Annotated in this window: 19 protein-coding genes; 10 read left to right on the top strand and 9 right to left on the bottom strand. The window is 63.0% G+C overall.

Going from position 1 to position 21,476, the window contains the following annotated elements:
- The 3 genes from LAN64_01085 to LAN64_01075 all read right to left on the bottom strand — a co-directional run.
- On the bottom strand, positions 1-580 hold a 580-nt coding region (locus LAN64_01085; GenBank protein MBZ5566422.1), incomplete at its 3' end, for a hypothetical protein.
- Between the two features lie 296 nt (positions 581-876).
- Positions 877-1,668 (bottom strand): ABC transporter ATP-binding protein, encoded by a 792-nt coding sequence (locus tag LAN64_01080; GenBank protein MBZ5566421.1) that lies wholly within the window; start codon positions 1,666-1,668, stop codon positions 877-879.
- A gap of 301 nt (positions 1,669-1,969) precedes the next feature.
- Positions 1,970-3,511 carry an efflux RND transporter periplasmic adaptor subunit gene (locus tag LAN64_01075; protein ID MBZ5566420.1) on the bottom strand — a complete coding sequence of 514 codons (1,542 nt, stop codon included), beginning with the start codon at positions 3,509-3,511 and terminating at the stop codon, positions 1,970-1,972.
- A 283-nt stretch (positions 3,512-3,794) separates the two neighbouring features.
- Here LAN64_01075 and modA point away from each other — a divergent pair, with 283 nt between their 5' ends.
- A complete protein-coding gene (gene modA / locus LAN64_01070) occupies positions 3,795-4,541 on the top strand; it encodes a molybdate ABC transporter substrate-binding protein (protein MBZ5566419.1) in 747 nt (248 codons plus the stop codon).
- Positions 4,541-5,215 (top strand): molybdate ABC transporter permease subunit, encoded by a 675-nt coding sequence (gene modB / locus LAN64_01065; protein ID MBZ5566418.1) that lies wholly within the window; start codon positions 4,541-4,543, stop codon positions 5,213-5,215. The genes modA and modB overlap by 1 nt, the downstream gene beginning before the upstream one ends.
- Here modB and LAN64_01060 read toward each other — a convergent pair whose 3' ends face one another.
- Entirely contained in the window at positions 5,216-5,854 is a 639-nt protein-coding gene (locus tag LAN64_01060) for a VTT domain-containing protein (protein MBZ5566417.1), read from the bottom strand.
- Positions 5,855-6,051: 197 nt separating this feature from the next.
- Between LAN64_01060 and modC the strand changes: the two genes are divergently transcribed.
- From modC to LAN64_01045, 3 genes are all read left to right on the top strand, one after another.
- The gene (gene modC / locus LAN64_01055) at positions 6,052-7,122 is read left to right on the top strand and encodes a molybdenum ABC transporter ATP-binding protein (protein ID MBZ5566416.1); all 1,071 of its coding nucleotides are present in this window, start codon (positions 6,052-6,054) and stop codon (positions 7,120-7,122) included.
- Between the two features lie 258 nt (positions 7,123-7,380).
- Complete coding sequence (locus LAN64_01050) at positions 7,381-8,253, top strand: hypothetical protein (protein ID MBZ5566415.1); 873 nt, start codon at positions 7,381-7,383, stop codon at positions 8,251-8,253.
- The gene (locus LAN64_01045; GenBank protein ID MBZ5566414.1) at positions 8,250-8,660 is read left to right on the top strand and encodes a cytochrome c; all 411 of its coding nucleotides are present in this window, start codon (positions 8,250-8,252) and stop codon (positions 8,658-8,660) included. Before LAN64_01050 ends, LAN64_01045 begins: the two co-directional genes overlap by 4 nt.
- A 148-nt stretch (positions 8,661-8,808) precedes the next feature.
- Here the strand turns inward: LAN64_01045 and LAN64_01040 are convergent, their stop codons facing one another.
- From LAN64_01040 to cysK, 5 genes are all read right to left on the bottom strand, one after another.
- A complete protein-coding gene (locus tag LAN64_01040) occupies positions 8,809-9,867 on the bottom strand; it encodes a UDP-N-acetylmuramate dehydrogenase (protein MBZ5566413.1) in 1,059 nt (352 codons plus the stop codon).
- 105 nt (positions 9,868-9,972) lie between these two features.
- The gene (locus tag LAN64_01035) at positions 9,973-10,350 is read right to left on the bottom strand and encodes a hypothetical protein (protein MBZ5566412.1); all 378 of its coding nucleotides are present in this window, start codon (positions 10,348-10,350) and stop codon (positions 9,973-9,975) included.
- A gap of 152 nt (positions 10,351-10,502) precedes the next feature.
- Positions 10,503-11,660: a hypothetical protein gene (locus LAN64_01030; protein ID MBZ5566411.1), complete on the bottom strand. Its 1,158-nt coding sequence runs from the start codon at positions 11,658-11,660 to the stop codon at positions 10,503-10,505.
- Positions 11,661-11,919: 259 nt separating this feature from the next.
- Positions 11,920-12,972 (bottom strand): 3-deoxy-7-phosphoheptulonate synthase, encoded by a 1,053-nt coding sequence (gene aroF / locus LAN64_01025; GenBank protein ID MBZ5566410.1) that lies wholly within the window; start codon positions 12,970-12,972, stop codon positions 11,920-11,922.
- Positions 12,973-13,053: 81 nt separating this feature from the next.
- Positions 13,054-14,025, bottom strand: a complete 972-nt coding sequence (gene cysK, locus LAN64_01020; GenBank protein ID MBZ5566409.1) for a cysteine synthase A — start codon at positions 14,023-14,025, stop codon at positions 13,054-13,056.
- Positions 14,026-14,137: 112 nt separating this feature from the next.
- On the opposite strand from cysK, the gene LAN64_01015 reads away from it, so the two are divergent.
- From LAN64_01015 to guaA, 5 genes are all read left to right on the top strand, one after another.
- On the top strand, positions 14,138-15,088 hold the full coding sequence (locus LAN64_01015) for a deoxyribonuclease IV (GenBank protein MBZ5566408.1): 951 nt from the start codon (positions 14,138-14,140) through the stop codon (positions 15,086-15,088).
- Between the two features lie 255 nt (positions 15,089-15,343).
- Positions 15,344-17,884, top strand: a complete 2,541-nt coding sequence (gene leuS / locus LAN64_01010; protein MBZ5566407.1) for a leucine--tRNA ligase — start codon at positions 15,344-15,346, stop codon at positions 17,882-17,884.
- Between the two features lie 155 nt (positions 17,885-18,039).
- Positions 18,040-18,702: a lipid-binding SYLF domain-containing protein gene (locus tag LAN64_01005; GenBank protein MBZ5566406.1), complete on the top strand. Its 663-nt coding sequence runs from the start codon at positions 18,040-18,042 to the stop codon at positions 18,700-18,702.
- Between the two features lie 102 nt (positions 18,703-18,804).
- On the top strand, positions 18,805-19,704 hold the full coding sequence (locus LAN64_01000; protein ID MBZ5566405.1) for a hypothetical protein: 900 nt from the start codon (positions 18,805-18,807) through the stop codon (positions 19,702-19,704).
- Positions 19,705-19,904: 200 nt separating this feature from the next.
- A complete protein-coding gene (gene guaA, locus LAN64_00995; protein MBZ5566404.1) occupies positions 19,905-21,470 on the top strand; it encodes a glutamine-hydrolyzing GMP synthase in 1,566 nt (521 codons plus the stop codon).
- The last annotated feature ends 6 nt before the right edge of the window (positions 21,471-21,476 follow it).

The raw sequence follows: 21,476 nt of genomic DNA, 5'->3' as shown, positions 1-21,476 counted from the left end.
GCGCGTTGGCGCTCTTCTTGACTGTGCTTGCGCCGGCGGTGGTCGAACTCGCCGTGCTGCCGCTGGAGCCGCTGGAAGCATCGGCGGCTGGCGTCATGACGAAGTCGCTCAGCGGGTGCCCGCCGACGGTCTCGGCGTCGCCGGCCTTGAGCGCGTAAGGAACTGAGACGAGCAGCACGCGCGGTTGCTCGGCTTCCTGCTCCACCTGCACGCCGAGCCAGCGGGCTTCGTTCGTGGTAAACAGGTCCATCGGCACGCCGTCCTTGGAATTGGCGCCCAGCAGGACGCTGTAGTGCCCGCCAGCATCGAGGGTGACATTCTGTACTTCCTGCCACAGGGGCGCGCCGCCTTCCGACTCGGAATATAAAGCGAAGGTCATGCCCACGGTCCCGGTGCGCGGGCTGCGGTCGGGGTTGTGCGCGATGCCGCCGAAACGAATCAGGCGGGGCAACGATGCGCTCGAAGTCAAACGGTTCGAGACCGATGTTTCGGCGACTGGCGGAACAGCAAGGTTTTGGGCAGTGGCCAATAGGGCGGTGAAAGTCGCGACAAGAATGAGCGACAGACGAACTAGGGACACGGCGACCTCCTGCATGCTGTTCTTGAAAGGAATCAGCGAGATCAGGGCGGGAAAGTACGGAGTAGCCAGCTTATTATCGGGTGTTTCGTCAAATACACAAGGGATTTTCTGAAGTGTAACCCGTCATCGTTACCTTGTCAGACGGTAAAGGATGCGGATTCGATCTCTTCCAGGGTTGCTGTGACCAGGGCTGAAGCCCGTGTCCCCGGGAAGCCCCATTCGCCAGCCTAAGAGGCCGGCGCTTCCGTCAATTCTGCCCTAAAGAAGTGGGGCGACAACACGGATGGCGGAAGCGCTTAGTCTTCGAGCAGCGGCATTTGTTTGAGGACCTCGGCAGCGCGGGGGCGATTGCTGAGGAAATCGTCGCGGCGGATTTTGCCGTCGCGAAAGAACAGGTTGCGCTTGGCGAATTGCGCGATGTCGGGTTCGTGCGTGACTAGCACGATGGTGAGACCGCGCTCTTCGTTGAGGCGCTGGAAGATGTCCATGATTTCGACCGCGGTGCGGCTGTCGAGATTGCCGGTGGGCTCGTCGGCGAGCAGGATGGTGGGCAGATTGACGAGCGCACGCGCAATCGCGACGCGCTGTTGTTGTCCGCCGGAAAGCTGGGAAGGGAAGTGCTCGGCACGATCGGCAAGTCCGACCTGAGCGAGTGCGGCGACGGCGCGGCGCGTGGCTTCCTCGCGCGGGATGCGGGCGTAGTGCGTCGGCAACTCGACGTTTTCCATGGCGGTCGTGCGCGCCAGCAGGTTGAAGCCCTGGAACACGAAGCCAATCTTGCGATTGCGGATTGCGGCCAGATCACGCTTGCTGAGGGTGGAGACATCGATACCTTCCAGCAGATAGCGCCCGCTGCTGGGGCGGTCGAGGCAGCCGAGGATGTTCATGAAGGTGGACTTGCCGCCGCCGCTGGCGCCCATGACGGCGACGAACTCGCCGGCAGCGATCTCCACCGAAACGCCGCGCAGGGCGTGGACGCGGGTTTCGCCAAGCTCGTAGTACTTGTGGACGTCCTCGACATGGATTACGGCAGCGGTGGCGGCCGTTATTGACGTCTTCGATGTGGAGGGGCCAGCGGTGGTTGCCATGAAAGCCTAAGAGTTTACTTTAATAATAACGTGTCGTCCCCAACGGTACTCAGATCACTCGATTCCTCACTTATCCAGCAGTTCTGAGTCTGTGTGAGAAGCCTCAGTCGTGCCTACGGCACTGGACGATCTTTCCCGCTATGCCCCGCCGCTGAAGCGGCGGGCTATTCTCAATCGCCCCGCTGGGACTGCGATGTCGCGGTTTCGTACCACCGGCAATCATGGCAGACCGTTTCTTACACAGACTCTTGCGTGCTGTGCTACTAGCGTGTTGTCGCTGCGGGGGTGCGGCCAGACGGCCTTACCGTCCCGGCGGGCGGCCGCCCATGGGACCGCTGGCGCCCGGTCGCGACCCGCTCTTGCTGGCGCCAATGACCAGTTCGTCGCCTTCCTTTAGCTCGCCATGCAGTACCTGCACGACTTCGGTGACCGTGTGGTCGGTGATGCCGGTACGCACCTGAACCGGTTTCAAGGTTTTGTCGGGCCACTGCTTCCAGACGATGGCGACATCAGTGGGCGGACCCTGGCGCGCGCTCATGCCGCCGCCGGGCAGTTCGCCGCCTTGTCCGGCACGATAGCCGCCGCCGGTGGTTGAACCGGCGCCAGGAGTGCCGCCGGGTGCGCCTTGGCCGGCGCGCATTCCCGCCCCACGCGACTGCCCCTGCGCCTGGCCTGGTTGCTGAGCTGGCGGGCCGGATTGCGCTTGAGCTTGAGCTGGTGGCGCTGGTCCTTGTGGTGCTTGCGCCGGCTGTCCTTCAGTTTGCGATTGGCGGCCAGGCTGGCGACGCCCACCGCCGACCTCGATGCCGTTCTCCCTCAACACGGCACGCAGTTCATCCGGCTTCATGTCCGGCGTGTAGCGCAGCGCGCCGTTGGGGAGTTTTATGACGTCATGCGCGCTCGCCACCGGGATGGTGACGTAAGCGGTCATGCCGGGGAAGAGCTTGAGCTCGGGGTTGTCGAAATCAATGATGGTGTCGTAGGTGACGACGTTCTGTACCGTAGTCGGGTTCATGCGGACCTGCGACACGGCGCCGTTGAAGGTCTGGCGCGGGAAGGCGTCCACCTTGAACCAAACTTTTTGACCCACGCGGATCTGGCCGACATCGCTTTCGTCGGTCTTGGTGTAGACCTGCATTTTGGTCAGGTCTTGCGCGATGGTGAACAGCGTGGGCGCCTGCAGCGAGGCCGCCACGGTCTGGCCTACGTCAATCGCGCGGTTGACCACGGTGCCGTCAATGGGGGCGTAGATGTAGGTGTGGTCGAGATTGGTCTGGGCGACGGAGACTGCGGCCTTGCGCTGTTCGACCTGAGCAGCGGCCTGCGTGACCTGGGCATCGGCAGCGGAAACAGCGGCGACGGCGGAGTCGTAATTGGCCTTGGCAAGATCGAGTTGCTGCTGGCTCATGACGCCCTGTCGGGTGAGGCCAAGAGTGCGGTCGTAGTCAGCCTTGGTCTGCGCCAGCGCGGCCTTGGCTTTCTCCAGGTTGGCTTTCGCGGAAGCCACGTTGGCCTTAGCGTTTTCGTAATCGGCCTTGGCCTGCAGCAGCGCACCCTGGAAGAGCGAGGGCTCGATCTCGGCAATCAACTGGCCCTTCTTCACCTTGGAATTGAAGTCGGCGTGCAGCTTGTAGATGTTGCCCGAAACCTGCGAACCGACTTGGACGGAGGTGACGGCATTGATGGTGCCGGTGGCGTCCACCACTTCGCGGATATCGCCGCGCTCGACCTTGGCGATGAAGTACTGCGTCTTGTCCTTGCGATTGAGGCCGAAAGCGGCGAACAGCGCTACCGCGATCAGCAGCGCGGCCACAATCGTCCACTTGTTCTTCAGTATGCGCACAAAGTAAACGGCCTTTCTGGGCTAAGCATAAGGGCGACGGGAGTACCCTAAAGTTTAACTGCCGCGACAGGGGTCGCGCCAACCCATTTACAAAAGATTACACCTGCCTTGCGTGCGGCCGAACGGCGAACCGGGGCGCAACCGGGCAAGCGCAGCGGTCGGGTTACAATCCCTTTTCCATTCGACGCGGGTTGGACTGGAACAGTCTATGATGCGGATCACAAGGGGGCCTGTCGGAATGTATCGCTGGATTGGAGCACTGGCGCGTCTGTTGTTGTTGGCAATGGCATTTTTGACGGGTGTGACGGTGATGGCACAGACGACCACGTTGACGGTGGCGGCGGCGGCGGACTTGCAGTCGGCGCTGCGGGAGATTGCGGCGCAGTACGAAAAAAGCGGCGCAGCGCGGCTGGAGCTGGTGTTTGGGTCGTCGGGAAGTTTGACAACGCAGATCGAACACGGCGCGCCGTACGACGTGTTCATGTCGGCCAATATGGATTATCCGCACCGGTTGGAGAACCAGGGCTTGGCCGTGCTGGGCACGCTCACGCCGTACGCTATCGGAAGCCTGGTGTTGTGGGCGTCCAAGACCTCGGCGCTGGATGTACATGCACTGCAGTTCAAGGCCCTGACTGCGCCCGGAGTACGCGCCATCGCGATCGCCAATCCCGAGCATGCGCCTTACGGCAAGGCGGCAATCGCCGCGCTGCGCTGGGCCAAGTTGTACGAGACGCTGAAATCCCGGCTGGTGCTCGGCGAAAACGTGGCGCAGGCGGCGCAGTTCGTCGCTTCCGGAAACGCTCAGGTGGGCATCATTCCGTTGTCGTTCGCACTAGCTCCCGAGTTAGCCCAGACCGGGCAGTGGTGGGAGCTGCCGCCAGAATCGTACCCGCCGATTACACAAGGCGCGGTGGTGCTGCGAAAATCGCGGAATCAAAAGTCGGCGGAAGCGTTCGTCGGTTTCTTGAAGTCTGCCGCCGCCGCAGCGATTTTCCGCCGGCATGGATTTAAGATCCCTGGGGAACGGTGATGAACTGGCAGGCATTCACCCTGACCGGGCAACTGGCGGTGATCGTGGCCGTAGTGCTGGTGGGGATCGGGCTGCCCATCGCCTACTGGATTACCTACTCGCGCTGGCGCTGGAAATTCCTGATTGAAGCGGTGGTGTCGGTTCCGCTGGTGCTGCCGCCGACGGTGCTCGGCTATTACCTGCTGGTGCTGTTTGGGAACAGCACGGCATTTGGGCGATGGTACGAATCGCTGACCGGGCACACGCTGGCGTTCACCTTTACCGGACTGGTGATCGGGTCGATTCTCTACAGCCTGCCGTTTGCGGTGCAGCCCTTTGCGGCGTCGTTCGCGGCGGTGGACACGCGGCTGCTGGCGGCCTCGGCAACGCTGGGCGCGTCGGCGTGGCGAACGTTTTGGCGGGTGATTCTGCCGCTGTCGGCGCCGGGCCTGGTAACCGGCGTTGCGCTGAGCTTTGCCCATACCGTGGGCGAGTTCGGGGTGGTGTTGATGATCGGCGGCAACATTCCGGGCGTGACGCGCACGGTGTCGATCGACATCTACGACCGGGTGCAGGCGGCGGAGTTCGCGCAGGCGGGGCAAACCGCGCTGGTGTTGCTGATTTTTTCCTTCGTCGTGCTCTCGCTGGTGTACGCGCTCAACCGCAAAGTGTGGGCGGTGTGGCCGTTTCGCTGATCAGAGGTTGGCCGCCGCCTGCTTGTCCCGCGCTTCCTGCTGCGCCCGTTCGACCTGACGTCCGATGTCGCTCCAGATGACAACGGCGGTGATGGCCAGCAATACCAGCGCAGCGGTGATTCCCAGGGTGATGGCCAGATATCGGTCCGGATGCCGGAACACACGAATGATGCGCCGGCTGTAGTGCGACGCGATCCAGGCAACCAGGGAGTAACGGAAAGCGCGTCCGGCAACGACCGCCGTCATGTACTTGCGAATCGGAAATTTCAGCGCCCCTGCCGCGACGAAAAACGGCGAACTGGGAAACGGCGGCGGCGCGATCACCGCGATCACCACGGCAGCCACTCCATACTTTTCCAGCATGCAGTTAACGCGGGCAACGCGTTTCTCACCGAGCTTGCTTTGCAGCCAGCCCATCCCCGCTTTTCTCGCCAACCGGTACATCAGGTATGCGCCGATGACCGAACCTACGGTGCTCATCAGGGCGTAGAACCACCATAGGTCGCGATGGCGCGCCGCCAGCAGGGCGTTGAAGATGTCCAGGCTGCCCAAGGTCGGGATGAGCGAGCTGTCAATGACGCCGAGGACCAGCAGGCCCGGGCCGCCCCAGCGGCGCAGGGCGGTCCAGAGAGATGCCAAGGCGAGAAGCTGTCTGTGGTGAGGGACCCGCATGCAACAAAAAGCTTAGATGTGAATCACCGGCGGCGGGCGGGAAAAATGACGCCCGTGCCGAGTTTGACAAATGCGCGGATCAGCAATTCGCCGATCGCAAAGTACAATGTCCCGCTACGACCGGCACACAACCATCCACGCTCGCCGTTTCCGTCCGCAAACGGATGTCGGAGAGCTTTACGCTGGACGTGTCGTTCACCGCTTCCAGCGGTATCACCATGCTGTTCGGCGCATCGGGCGCGGGCAAGACAACGCTGCTGGAGTGCATCTCCGGGCTGCTCGCGCCGGACGCGGGACGCGTTGCGGTGAGGGAAAGGGTTCTGTTCGATGGCGAGATGCGGGTCAATGTGCCGGTGGCGCGGAGGCGCGTCGCCTACGTGTTTCAGACGCTGGCGCTGTTTCCCCACATGAGCGTGGAGGCAAATATCGCCTACGGGATTGACCGTTTGCCGGCGGAAGAATGCCGCAAGGCGGTGGACGCGATCGTGGACGCATTTCGCATCCGTCACCTGCGCCATCGCCAGCCGGGTGAAATTTCCGGGGGAGAGCGCCAGCGGACCGCGCTGGCCCGCGCGCTGGTGACCGACCCGCGCGTGCTGCTGCTGGATGAGCCGCTGTCAGCGCTTGACCTCACGACCAAGAACGCCATCATCGCGGACCTGCGCGCCTGGAACGAGGCACACCACATCCCGGTGCTGTACGTTACGCATAGCCGCGATGAAGTGTTTGCGCTCGGGGAGCGCGTTGTCGCTCTTAGCAGGGGACAAGTGCTGGTAGAAGGAAATCCTCACGAAGTCCTAAACGTGCCGCGTCAAATGGTTCTGGCCCAACTTGCCGGCATCGAGAATATCTTTGACGCGAAGGTTACAGCCTGGCACGAAGGGCAGGGCACGATGACGTGCCGTTTGCCGAGTTCCAATGTTTCGCTAGAGGTTCCCCTTGGCGGTGGCGATCCCGGTGACACCGTACGGATCGGGATTCGCGCCGGCGACATCCTGCTGGCAAATGCGCCACCGCAGGGGCTGAGCGCGCGCAACGTGCTGCCGGGAAAGATTGCGTCTCTTATGCGGCGCGATGTCACCGTCATAGCCAAGGTAGGGTGCGGGAGCGGTCCCGGCGCCCAACCGGAAATGGAAGTCCATCTCACGCCGGGAGCTCAACAAGCGCTGAACCTCGAGCCCGGGCGCGAGGTGTGGCTGGTGATCAAGACGTATTCGTGCCATCTGTTGCGGTGAGAAAAGCGGCCAGTGGCCAGGGTTCAGTGGCCAGTTGAAAGCCGATACTCCGCTCGTGAAGTGGCGGCGGGGTAATGCGCCCACCGGGAATGGGAGAAGGCCGAAAACGGCCGCTGCGGGCCTCGGCGCGCCCTAGGGCAAGCGCATCCCGATGCACGATGACGCCGGTCGCGGCCGGAGGCGAACCATTCGGGCGGGCCGCCTTGAATTGAAAATGAATTTCATTTTCAATATCGCAGGCGTCCCGAGGCAGCCACCGTGAACCTTCGAAACGTCCTCTTAGCCGTTGTCCTTCTCGCCCTCACCCCGGCCGTTTTCGCGCAGGACAGCCCGTACTTCGTCACCTACGACCATCACCTGGAGGAGCCCGGGAACCTGGAAATCTCGGTGTCCAACAACCTCGGCATCCCGCGCGCCGGGCAGCCGGTGTTTTCCGCGCCGCTACTGGAGCTGGAATACGGCGTGAAGGCGTGGTGGACGGCCGAGTTCTACCTGGAAGGTCAGTCCCGGGAGAGGGACAGCACCATCTTCACCGGCTGGCGGCTGGAGAACCGGTTCCGGCCGCTGGCCCGCGAGCACCGCATTAACCCGGTGCTGTATTTCGAGTTCGAGAACATCAACGAGGGCTCCAGGATCATGAAGGAGGTCGTCGGCCACGCGGATTCGTTCGACGAGCCCAACGCCGACCTGCGCCGCGCCCGCGCCCGCGAACTGGAAACCAAGCTCATCCTTTCCAGTACGACGCACGATTGGAACATCTCCGAGAACTTCATCGTCGAAAAGAACCTGACCGAGAGCGAGGGGTACGAGTTCGGCTACTCGCTGGGCGTGTGGCGTCCACTGGCGCGGATCGCGTCGGAGAAGGACTGTCGCTTCTGCCGGGAGAATTTCATCGCCGGGCTGGAACTTTACGGCGGCCTGGGCAGCACGGAGCAATTCGGCTTTCACGACACGGCGCACTACCTGGCGCCGGTAATGCGGTGGAACATCAGCGACAACAGTGCCATCATCATATCGCCCGCCGTCGGTCTGACTTCCGGGAGCAACCCGCTGCTGTTGCGCTGCAAGTACCTGTATGAGGTCAACGGGTTCGGGAGCAAGGTCGCCGCGCTGTTCCGGAGCAAGCCGTGAGGCTCGGGCTCATCATTGGTCTTGGTCTTGGCCTTGTGCTGGGCGCCGGGCTAGCGGTGGCGCAGAATATCGACTACCAGCCCGACCCGGCTTGGCAGGCGCCGACGGCGGCTGCGGCGCGTCCTAACCTGCTGGCGGAATCGCCCGAGCTTGCCGGCGGCGGACGAAAGCTGTTCCAGCGCACTTGCGCGAAGTGTCACGGCGCCGAAGGCCAAGGGCTGAAAAATGCCGCGGATCTCCAGTTGCCCGTGGTGCAGCAGCAGACGGATGGCGCGCTGTTCTGGAAGATCACCAACGGCAATCAGCGTCGCGGGATGCCGTCGTTTAGCGGCTTGCCGGAGAGGCAGCGCTGGCAGATCGTGCTGTACCTGAGAACGCTCGCGGCGGAGAAGGGGAAGCAGAAGTAACTTCCATCAAGATTGCCCTGAAGTGCCTCTCGGTAGCGTGGTGGGTGCGAGCGAACGCAAGGTCCTTCGACTCGGCGTCGCCAACCCCGGGCGACGCCTCGCCCAGGATTGACTCCCGCAAAAGTTTCTTGATTTCTTAATAGCGCAGTCATTCGAAGCCGACGAAGACCGGCTCGGGCGTGAGCTCAATGCCGAACTTCTCCAGCACCGCGCGCTGGATGTCATCTTTCAGCGCGACGATTTGGGCCGCCGTCGCGCCGCCGCGGTTGACGATGGCGAGCGCATGCCGGCGCGATATTCCGACATGGCCGCGCGTGTATCCCTTGTGAAAGCCCGCGTTCTCCACCAGCCACGCGGCCGGGATCTTGTATTGCCGGGCCGGCGCGGGATAACTGGGAACCGCGCTTCCGGTAAGCGAAATGGCGGCGGCGTTCAGCCGTTCGTAGTCCCCCGGATTGAGCACCGGGTTCTTGAAGAATGATCCGGCGCTGCGCGAGTCCTCATCGCCCTCGACGATCAGCATCGCTTTCGCGAGGCGAATCATCTGGACCACCTTGCGCACATCCGAAAGGTTGGCACGGGTCTCTGCCCCGTGGACCGCAAAGTGCTGTTGGAGGTCGCGATACTCGATGGTGGGCGTGCCGCCGGCTTCGAGCGCGTACGTTACCCGCAAGATGATGAACCTGCCGCGCTCGCTGGTGTTGAAGATACTGCTGCGATAAGCGAAGCCGCACGCTTCATGGCACAGGCTGCGCATCTGCCGGTCGCGCCGATCGAGCACCTGCACTTCTGTGATGGTTTCGGAAACTTCCTGGCCGTAGGCGCCGACGTTCTGCACCGGAGTGCCGCCCACAGTCCCGGGAATACCGCTCAGGCATTCCAGGCCGGCACAATTGGCGGCGACGGTTTGCGCGACCAGCGCGTCCCACTCAACACCTGCACCGGCCTCAAAGGCTTGCTTCCCGTCTTGCTGGCGCCGCTGGACGCCGCCGATGGCGATCCTCAAGACCAGGCCGGGAAAGCCGGTGTCGGCGACCAGCAGATTGCTTCCGCCGCCGAGCACGAACAGGGGCAGGGCGCGCGACTTCGCCCAGTCCACCGCCTGGCGAACGTCGTCGGGCGTGGCAGCCTCGGCAAAATAACGGCCCGGGCCGCCGACCTGGAGGGTCGTCATGGGCGCCAGCGGCACATGTTCGAGGACCTGCATGGAGGGCTCAGCGACACTATACACGGCGTCGCGACCGGCTCGCGCATGGGCAGGCAGGTGAAGACCGGCGGCACAGGGCCGCCGGTCGAATGGTCCAGGCTGGTGTTATTGGTTGGCGATTTCGTGGCGGGCTTTTTCACCCTTGAAGGCCAAGGAGTGGAGGATGCGCTCGCCGGCGTCGTTTCTCTGGGCACCCTGCTCCGTCTGCGCGACCTTGTTAGGGAGTTCCACGAGATTGCAGTGCACGCGGACCTTCTCCTTATCGTTCATGGTCTTGAAAGCCAGCAGGTGGCTGTCGCCGTCCATGAGTTCCTGGACCTTGTACTCGCCGGCGGGCAACAGCACGCCGCCGACCTTTACCGCGGTGATGAACTCGACGGTCCGCACCTTGCCCATGGTTTGGGAGGGCGTATCCGCCGCCATTCCGGCTAGTGCGACCGATGCCAGCAGCGCAATGCCCAGCAGCTTTGTACCTTTACTCATTGGCTTCTCCTGCGTTTTGGGGGGACCGCTACCCATTGCGGGATTTAGCTCATAGACGTGGCGATCCCAAATAGGTGAGCAGAGGACAGAAATAAATAATTGTGGGACGAGGGATACGAATCTTGGAAACGAGCCAAGCGTATTGCTACTTTTCAAGGGACAACCGACTTGACCGCGATGCCATTGGGCTGGATCCCGACCGGCACGATGGTCAACAGGCTGCGCTGTTTGTTGGGGTTTTGCCCCTTGAGAATGGCTTCGGGAAGGCTGATCTTGTTGCCGCGCGGCAGCTTGATGAGGCGCGCCACCGCAACATCGCCCGGCTGGGTATCGAGCGCGAGCAGAAAATCCTCTGCGGGGGTGAGCGCCAGTTGGTCGGGTCGATGGCCGACGGGAATGGAATCGACGACGCGGCCGGAATCAATGCCGAGGACCGAGACCGAGTCGGAACCGAAATTGCTGACGTAGAGCAGGGAATTATCGGCGCTGACGACCGCGTGCACTGGCTGGCTGCCGATCAGGTAGGCGGCCCCGACCTCATTGGCGGCGGTCTCGATCACCGACACCGAGGACGAATCGAAGTTGCACACGAACAATTCACCGCCATCGGGCTTGAGCGCAAGGTGAATGGGTGTCTTGCCGACGTCGAGCAGGGCCAGCAGATTGCCGGCCTTGAGATCCACCGCCGCGACTTGCGCAGATGCGGTGCAGGCGACAAATGCCTTGCTGGAATCGGGCAGAATGGCGATGTCCTCGGGATGCTGGCATAGCGGCACGGTGGCGCGCACCTGCATCTTCGCGGCGTCGAGAAGGGAGACAGAGTTGCCACCGCGGTTGGAGACGACTACCGTTTTTCCATCCGGCGAGACGCGCGCCAGCCCGGGATTTGCGCCGACGCCCACGGTCGCAAGCACGCGGCGCTTTTCCAGATCGAGGATGCTGACGTTGGCCGACCCGGAATTCGCCACGTAGCCGCGCGTGCCGTCCGCCGACACGTCGATGAAATACGGCGCGCGATGCACGCCGACAGTCGCGACGACGGCGTTGCTGGCCGCGTCGATGATGCTGATGTTGTTGGACTCGGTGTTGACCGCGTAAATCTCGTTTTTTCTCGGGTTCGCCGTGACGCCGGTGGGATTGCGTCCGACGGCGATGGTCTTCTCCACCGTGAACTGCCCAAGGTCAATGACGGAGACGGTGTCGCTCTTGCCGTTGCTGACGTAGGCGTTGAGGTCGCCGGCATAGTCGCGCGGCTTGCGACATCCCAGCGCCGCCAGCAGTATCACAACGATGAGGAAGATTTTCTTCAACGGAAAGCGATTCTAACAAGAACGGCACGGCAGGCAGCCACGGCGTTTATGGAGACATGCAGATCATTGTGACATCCTGGCTGGCTAGCTGCCACTCCACACCCAGAGAGTGTCATTCCGAGCCCGTTTTTGGCGCGAGGAACCTGCTGTTCTCTTGGCACGAGGGAAAGCAGGTCCCTCGCTGCGCTCGGGATGACACAGCTAAAATGTCAGCGTATTGTGCAATGCTCAATAGATCACGCGATCATCGGATCACCGATCACCTGATGCTGGTCGCCGCCACGACCACCGGCTGTGGCACAGTGCGCTTGACGATGGGCGCAATCTGCCGCATCTCCGCCATCAACTCCTCGAACTGCTCGGGGTAGATGGACTGCGGGCCGTCGGACAGGGCGCGGTCCGGATCAGGGTGAACTTCGACGATCAGGCCATCGGCGCCCACCGCAATGGCGGCGCGGGAGAGCGGAATCACCTTGTCGCGCTTGCCGGTGCCGTGGCTCGGGTCCACCAGGATAGGAAGGTGGCTGAGCCGATGCACCGCGGGCACGATGCTCAAGTCGAGCGTATTGCGCGTGTGGTCGGCGAAGGTGCGCACGCCGCGTTCGCAGAGTACGACCTGGTAATTGCCCTCGCTCATCACGTACTCGGCCGCCATCAGAAATTCTTCCAAGGTGGCCGACATGCCGCGCTTCAACAGCACCGGCTTGCGCGCCTTACCGGCACGCTTGAGCAGCGAGAAATTCTGCATGTTGCGGGCGCCGATCTGAATCATGTCGGCATAGCGCTCCACCAGGTCGAGCGATTCGTAGTCCACCGCCTCGGTGACGATCAGAAGACCCAGGCGCTCGCGAATCTCCGCCAGGATGCGCAGACCCTCTTCGCCGAGTCCCTGAAAAGCGTAGGGCGAGGTGCGCGGTTTGTAGGCGCCGCCGCGGAAGAAGCGTGCGCCCGCCTTGGCAACCCGCTCGGCGGCGGCGAACGCCTGCTGGCGCGACTCCACCGCGCAAGGGCCAGCGATGACCGCAAGGTCGGTTCCGCCGATGGTGTTGTCGGTGCCGGAAAAGGCGACGACGGTGTTTTCGCCCTTCACATCGCGGCTGACCAGCTTGTAGGGCTTGCTGACGCGAATGACTTCCTGAACACCGGGCATGTCCTCCAGGCCGATCTCGACCATGCCCTGGTTGCCGGTGATGCCGATGGCGGTGCGCTGCGCGCCCGGGATGGCGTGCGTCCGCAGCCCAGCCGATTCGATCTTTTCGCAAACCGCACGCACCTGCTCTTCGGTGGCGTGCGCGGCCATGACGACAAGCATAGAAGCCTCTGTGTCCTCGGAACCGAGTCTCCTAGTTTAATGCCAGCGGTGCGAGATCGACAACGCTTGCACCTGCCATCATCACACCGCGATTTCTTCGGTCTTCATCCGCTCCGCTTCCTCACGCAGGTTGGCGAACAACGCGCTGCTCAAGTAGCGCTCGCCGAAATCCGGCAAGATGACGACAATCAGCTTGCCCGCGTTCTCCTCCCGCCGCGCCACCTGCAACGCCGCAATCACGGCGGCGCCGGATGAGATTCCCACCAGCAAGCCTTCTTCGCGCGGCAGGCGGCGAGCCATGGCGATCGCGTCGTCGGTGGCGATGGCGATAGTTTCGTCGATGTAATCGGTGCGCAACACCTCGGGCACGAAGCCGGCGCCGATGCCCTGCAGATTGTGCGGCCCCGGTTTCCCGCCCGAGAGCACCGCGCTTTCCGCCGGTTCGACGGCGACGACGCGGAAAGCGGGCTTTTTCGGGCGGATGTACTCGGTGACGCCGGTGATAGTGCCGCCGGTTCCAGCGCCCGCGACCAGAATGTCCACCTTGCCGTCGGTGTCCTGCCAGATTTCCGGGCCGGTGGTCTCGAAGTGGATTTTCGGATTCGCAGGGTTGGCGAACTGCTGCGGCATGAAGCCATCGGGGGTCTTGGCGAGAATTTCATTCGCCTTGGCGATGGCGCCCTTCATGCCCTTGGCGCCCGGAGTCAGCACCACTTCGCAGCCGAAAGCGCGCAGCAGGATGCGTCGCTCCAGGCTCATGGAGTCGGGCATGGTGATGATCAGGCGGTAACCGCGCATCGCCGCCGCGAATGCCAGTCCGATGCCGGTGTTGCCGCTGGTCGGCTCGACCAGCACCGTTTTACCGGGATGAATGCGGCCAGCGCGTTCCGCCTCGCGGATCATGCTCACGCCGATGCGGTCTTTGACGCTGTGGCAGGGGTTAAAGCTTTCCAGTTTGGCGACCACGGTGGCGCGGCACCCTTCGCTGACGCGGTTTAGGCGGACCAGCGGAGTGCGGCCAATCAGTTCGGTAATATCGTTGGCAATCTTCATAGCGAGCAGGAATCCTTGTAGCGCAGGGTGCGTGCCGAATTGTGAGGCGCGTCCGGCGATGCGTGACGACAAATCGGCAATCGCCAATCGTAAATCATCAATCTAATTTGCGATGCCCCGCTCGATGGCGCAGGAACACCGCGACATTCTCAAGCAGCCTCCGCCCCGGACGCCGCCGTGGCGCACGTCGCGGCGCATCGGAATTCATACTTCGACCGCCGGTGGCGCGGCGAACGCTGCCGAGCGCGCCTACCGCCTCGGGTGCAGCGCGTTCCAGATCTTTTCTTCCAGTCCGCGGCAGTGGGCGCCCTACCAGCTCAGCAGCTCACAATGCGAGGCGATGAATCGCCTGCGCGCCAAGTACGACCTGAAGCCGCTCGTCATCCACGCCAATTACTTGGTGAACCTGGCTGGCGGGAACGCGGAGTTTCAACGCAAATCGATTGAGTCATTCCGCGGCGAGATCGAGCGCGCGCTCGCCCTGCGCGCCGATTACCTGGTGCTGCATCCGGGCTCGTTTCGTGGAATGAGCCGGGAAGAGGGGCTGGCAAAGGTGGCCGCATCCCTTATCGAGGCGACCGAGGGCTACGATCTGCGCCGCGGCGGCCTGACCATTCTGCTGGAGAACACGGCCGGCGCGGAATTCTCGTTGGGCGGCAGCTTCGAGCAGGTGGCGGCGCTGGTCGGCGTGCTGCGGGATTATGTACCCATCGCCGCCTGCATTGATACCTGCCATACGCACGCCGCGGGGTATGACATCGTCAGCGAAAAGGGGTACGAGCAAACGCTCACGCACCTCGACACGACCGTCGGCCTGAAGAATGTTCCGGTGTGGCATTGCAACGACGCCAAGGCGGCTCGCGGCTCGCGCCTCGACCGCCACCAGCACATTGGGCAGGGGACAATCGGGCTGGATATGTTTCGGCGGCTGCTCAACGATCCGCGGTTAGCCGGATGCGCGTTCATTGCGGAGACACCGATTGATGAGCCGGGGGATGACATGAGGAATGTGGAGACGCTGAAGTCGCTGGTGAACCCGGTGAGAAAGCGAAGACACGGTTAACGCTCGCGAATTGTGCCATTTTCTTGTGTCGTCCCTGCGGGACTCCGGATGTTCATTGCGTGCCTTTCCCGGTACTTACGTGCCGGGCTATCCTATGCCGCCCCTGCGGGGCTCGGTCACGGCCATCGACCATCGACGATCGGCTATCGACAATGGTTGTCATAAACTCTTTGGGACACTGCCAACGGCGGCCATCGACCGTCGACGCACTAACCTTGTAAAATCGAAAATTGCTTTCAACGGACCAGGCCTCTAATGGCGGACACGCCGCAAATGACCGAGAAACGCGAGGAGCGCTACGATCCTCAGCCGATCGAAGAGAAGTGGTCTGCCCGCTTCCAGGCCGACCCGTCGCTCTATCGCGCCGAGCCGCCCAGCACCGGCAAGCCGAAGTATTACGTTCTGGAGATGCTGCCCTACCCGAGCGGCGCGCTCCACATGGGCCACGTGCGCAATTACTCCATCGGCGACGCGCTGGCGCGCTACATGTGGATGAAGGGTTACAACGTGCTTCATCCGATGGGGTGGGATTCGTTCGGATTGCCGGCGGAAAACGCGGCCATCAAAGCCGGGGTGCAGCCGCGCGAGTGGACGCTCGGCAACATCGCGCACATGAAGTCGCAGATGAAGCGGCTCGGCTTTGCCTACGACTGGGAGCGCGAGGTCGCTACCTGCCAGCCCGAGTACTATCGCTGGAACCAGTGGTTTTTTCTGAAACTCTACGAGCGCGGACTCGCCTACCGCAAGAAGAGCAAGGTGAACTGGTGCCCGGAATGCGCCACCGTGCTGGCCAACGAGCAGGTGGTGCACGGCTGCTGCTGGCGCCATGAAACCACTCCGGTGGAGCAGCGCGAGCTGGAGCAGTGGTTCCTGCGCATCACCGACTATGCCGAGGAGTTGTTGCGCGACCTCGACCAACTCAGCGGCTGGCCGGAAAAAGTCCGCGTCATGCAGCGGAACTGGATCGGCCGCAGCGAAGGCGCGCTGGCCGATTTCCAGGTCGAAGAAACGGCGGAGAAGATCGCCGTCTTCACCACGCGCATTGACACGATCTACGGCGCGACCTCCATCCAGCTCGCGCCCGAGCACCCGATGACCGGGAAACTGGTGGCGGACAACGCCGGGCTGCGCGCGCAAGTTGACGGATTGTTGGCGGAGCAGCGCAAGGCCAAGGAAGTCGGCGACGTGGGCGCCATCGAGAAGCACGGCGTTTTCACCGGCCGCTACGCCATCAACCCGTTCAACCAGGAGAAGCTGCCCATCTGGGTGGCGAACTACATCCTGATGGATTACGGCACGGGCGCGATCATGTCCGTGCCGGCACACGACGAGCGCGATTACGAGTTCGCAAAGAAATACGGCCTGGAGATCCGCCTCGTGATCCTGCCGCGCCGCGAGGGCGAAACCGACGCCGAAAAATCCGCCGACGCCACCATCCCGTACAGCGGCACCGATTCGCTGCTCATCAACTCCGGCGAGTTCAGCGGGTTGGGCTGCAACGAAGCCATGCCGAAGATGGCCGCTTACGCCCAGGAGCACGGCTTCGGCAAGCCAACGGTCACCTATCGCCTGAAGGACTGGGGCATCTCGCGCCAGCGTTACTGGGGCACGCCAATCCCGATGCTGTACTGCGAACGCTGCGGCATCGTGCCCGTGCAGGAGAAAGACTTGCCCGTCAGGTTGCCGGAAGGTGTCGAGATCACCCTCACCGGCGGCTCGCCGCTCGGCCGGCTGCCGGAGTGGGTGAACACGAAATGCCCGAGATGCGGCGGCGCGGCGCGGCGCGAGACCGACACCATGGACACGTTCGTGGATTCGTCCTGGTACTTTTATCGCTACACCGACGCGCGCAACGACCGCGCCCCGTTCGACAGCCAGGTTGCGAACTACTGGTTCCCGATCGAGCAGTACATTGGGGGCGTTGAGCACGCCATCCTGCACCTGATCTATTCGCGCTTCTGGACCAAGTTCATGCGCGACATGGGGCTGGTGGCGAATTCCGAGCCGGCGCAACGCCTGTTCACGCAGGGCATGGTGATCAAGGACGGCGCCAAGATGTCGAAATCGCTGGGCAACGTGGTCACGCCCGACGACATGGTCGCCCGCTTCGGCGCCGACGCCACGCGCCTGTACACGCTATTTGCCGCGCCGCCTGACCGCGACCTCGACTGGCAGGACGCCGGGGTCAAGGGCGTGCAGGACTTCCTCTCTCGCGTCTACCGCTTCGTGATCGCCCGGGCGAAGCCGAACGCGGATGGATGGCGCGGCGCCGTGCCCGCCGAACTCTCGCCGGAAGCGCGCCGCATGCAGCGCCGCCTGCACCAGACGATCAAGCGCATCGGCGACGAATTCCTCGGGCGCTGGCACTTCAATACCTGCGTGTCGGCGCTGATGTCGCTGGTCAACGAGTTCTACCTCTTGCGCGCGGAGATCGAGCGCGGCCTCATTCCCTTGCCGCTGCTCGGCGAGGCGCAACGCAAGCTGGTTCTGCTGTTGCATCCGTTTGCGCCGTATTTGGCGCACGAGCTGTGGGAAGTGCTGGGCGAGAAGAGCGATCTGCTGCGTCACCCGTGGCCGCAGTACGACCCGGCACTGGCACGCGAAGAGGAAATCGAAATCGTGGTCCAGGTAAACGGGAAAATCCGTGCCCGCCTGATGGTTGCCGCCGATGCCGGCGAGGAAGACGTGCGACAACTCGCGTTGAACGATCCCAAGGTGCTCGCGTCGCTCGATGGCAAGAACATCGTCAAGGCCATCGTCGTACCGCACAAGCTGGTGAACATCGTCGCGAAATGATGTGGAGCACCCCCGGGGCTCATACGATTCCACAGATGCCGTAACCACGGCTGAAGCCCGTATCGGGGGGCCTGGGCGCCAGTGTGAGCGCGCGGGACTACAATGTTGGCGAACTCCCGAGGAGGTGCACTGTGCGCAAGTCGATCGCCGTCGCCATGATTCTGTCCATCGCCATTCCCGTGTTCGCGCAGAAAAAAGAAGAAGAACGCCTGCAGGAAGCGGGCGCAGTGATGAAAGAGATCCTCAACATCCCCGAGGGAATCCCGCAAAACATTCTCAACAAAGCGGAGTGCGTGATGGTGTTTCCGTCGGTGCTGAAGTTCGCCATCGGCATCGGCGGCAGCTACGGCCGCGGCGCCATTACTTGCCGTAGGGGCGCGAAACATAACGGGCCGTGGAGCGCGCCCGCCATGATGGCTTTGGAAGGGGGCAACATCGGCATTCAACTGGGCGGTCAGGCCACCGATTTCGTGCTGCTGGTAATGAATGACCGCGGCGCCGATTCCGTGCTCTCCAGCAAGATCAAACTTGGGGCAGACGCTGCCGCCGCCGCCGGACCCAAGGGACGCGACGCGGCGGCCGCCACCGATATCGTGATGCGCGCCGAGATCCTGAGCTACTCGCGCTCGCGCGGCCTGTTTGCCGGCGTGTCGCTGGAGGGCTCCACGCTTCGCGGCGATGGCGGCGCCAACAAGAACCTGTATGGGAAGAGCCTAAGCGCGCGCGACATCGTGCAGCGCGGCAGAGTCGGAATGCCGGCAGCCGGCAGGGAACTGATCAACGTGCTGACGCAGAAATCTCCCAAGCGCGCAAACTGATCCTGGGTAGTCGGTAGTTGGTAGCCGGTAGCCCGCCGGCGACCCCTAGCAACTACCTTCTTTCTTTCATTGCCGCTGTGTCCTCTATGGTTAAATCCTAGCGTGCACGTACGCGCCGGATTTCGCGCTGTTCTTCGCCAGCCCGCGCTGGCGCTGGGCGAAATCGCCTGGCGCTGGGCGTTTGGCGCAGCCGCGTGGATACTGGCGATCCTTGCCGTCCGCCGCATTTTGGCGCAGGTGGACATCACGCAAGTTGAGATGCTCATCGCCCGCCACAGCGACCTGTTCCTGATTGCCGACGCGTGCGCGCGCATCCTCATTCAGGTACTGCCGCAGTTGGCGCGCGAGTGCCTGGTGCTGGTGCCGGCGATCGCGATGCTGTGGATCGCCGCCGCCACCCTCGGCCGCGCCGTCACGCTGCATGCGCTGGCGCCAGAAGGCCACGCCGCAAGATGGAGCGCTCTCACTACGCTGCACTGCTTGCGTGCCCTGTTTACGCTCGCGACTCTCATCGCATGGTTCGGCAGTCTATTCCTGGCAGGGCTCGCCATGCCCGCCCGGAATCCCGCCACCGCAGCGATCATGGGTGTTCTTCTGGCCGCGCTGGTCGGGTTCTTCTGGTCAGTCGTGAACTGGTTCCTGGCGCTGGCTCCCATCTGGATCGTTCGCGACGGGCAAACGGCGTGGAAATCGATCTCCGATTCCCTGGGCCTGTACCGCCGCAGCCCCGGCCCGTACGCGGGAATCGCAGTGTGGTTCGGACTGTTCCGCGGGCTTGCATTCGTGGGAATGTTCGTCGCCGCCCTGCTCGGCGCGCAGGCGTCACCGGCCGCCGCCATAGCACTCTGGGTGGTCATTGCCTTGATTTATTTCGCCGTTGCCGATTCCCTCTACATCGCGCGCCTGGCGGCGTTCGTGGCTTTAGACGAGAGCGGTCAGCCATCAGCTATCAGCTCTCAGCCGGCTCCACGATGGTTCTGCGAAGGCGCGAGGCCGGAGTAGCCACAGAGGGCACAGAGGAACAGAAGCAGAAACACAAGCTTTCCTCCGTGTCCTCTGTGGCTGAGTCCGCAGGTGCGGCTGTAGCGCCGTCACAGGTATCTGGTCCTGGGAACTGACTGCTGATAGCTGGGAGCTGATGGCCTTTGCTACCCTGATGCTTGTCCCTTTACTCCGAGCCGGAATATCTGAGAGATTACAGAGTGGAACAGCAATCCATCGTCGTGCTCGACTTCGGCTCGCAATACACGCAGCTCATTGCACGCCGCATCCGCGAACAAAGCGTCTTCTCCGTTGTGCTCCCTTGCACGGCGCCGTTGGACGGAATCAAGGCGTACCACCCGGCGGGAATCGTTCTCTCCGGTGGGCCGTGCTCGGTGTACGACAAGGACGCGCCGCCCGCCGACAAACGTGTGCTCGACCTGGGCGTGCCCGTGCTCGGCATCTGTTATGGCCTGCAATGGATGGCGCATACGCTGGGCGGCAAGGTCGTGCCCGGCGACAAGCGCGAGTACGGCCACGCGGAAGTGAAGCTGGAGGGCGGGTCGCGGTTGTTCAAAGATATTCCGGCGGAACTGCAGGTCTGGATGTCACACGGCGACCACGCGCGCGAGCTGCCCTCCGGCTTTCATGCTGTTGCGCGCAGCTCGAACGCGCTTGCCGCCATGGAAGATCCCGCGCGCCGCTACTACGCCGTGCAGTTCCATCCCGAGGTGCACCACACGCCGCAGGGCAGGGAGATCCTGAGGAATTTCGTCTTCGATATCTGCGGCGCCGCGCCCAACTGGACGCCGCAGCGCTTCATTGACGAAACCGTGGCCAACGTGCAGAAGGCGGTGGGCCCGCAGGCGCACGCCATCTGCGCGCTATCCGGCGGGGTGGATTCCTCCGTAGCGGCGACGCTGGTGGCGCGCGCCATCGGCAACCGCCTCACCTGCGTATTCGTCAACAACGGCGTGCTGCGCAAGAACGAGTTCGAAAAGGTGCAGGAGAACCTGCGCAAGCTGGGACTCACCGTGGTCGCGGTGGACGCGTCGCGTCGATTTCTCGCCAAACTAGCCGGTGTCAGCGACCCGGAGAGGAAGCGCCGCATCATCGGCAATGAGTTCATCGTCGTATTCGAGGAGGAGGCGGCGAAGATCGTCACCCGCGACCGGCGCGAGACCGCCTATAAGGAACCGGAATTCCTGGTGCAAGGAACTCTTTATCCGGATGTGATCGAGTCGCGCTCGGTGCGTGGGCCGTCGCAGACGATCAAATCGCACCACAACGTCGGCGGGCTGCCGGAAAAAATGCGGCTGAAGCTGATCGAGCCGCTGAAGGATTTGTTTAAAGACGAGGTCCGCCGCATCGGGCGCGATCTCGGCATGCCGGAAGAAATTCTTCAGCGCCAGCCCTTCCCCGGCCCGGGGCTGGCGGTGCGCATTCTGGGCGAGGTCACGTCCGAGCGCGTCGCCATTTTGCAGGAGGCCGACGAGATCGTGGTCACAGAGATCAAAGCCGCCGGCCTGTACACGAAAATCTGGCAGTCGTTCGCGGTGCTGCTGCCGGTGATGTCGGTGGGCGTGATGGGCGACCAGCGCACCTATGCTTACACCTGCGCCATTCGAGCCGTGCATTCCGAAGACGGCATGACCGCCGACGTGGTCGAACTCCCGTGGGAGGTCATCAAGCGCATCTCCACCCGCCTGGTGAACGAAGTGCGGGGAATCAACCGCGTGGTGTACGACATCACTTCGAAGCCGCCGGGCACGATCGAATGGGAGTGATGCCCA

The sequence above is a fragment of the Terriglobia bacterium genome, assembly GCA_020073185.1.
Lineage (GTDB): Bacteria > Acidobacteriota > Terriglobia > Terriglobales > Acidobacteriaceae > JAIQGF01.
This window is presented reverse-complemented; position numbering and strand designations above follow the sequence as displayed.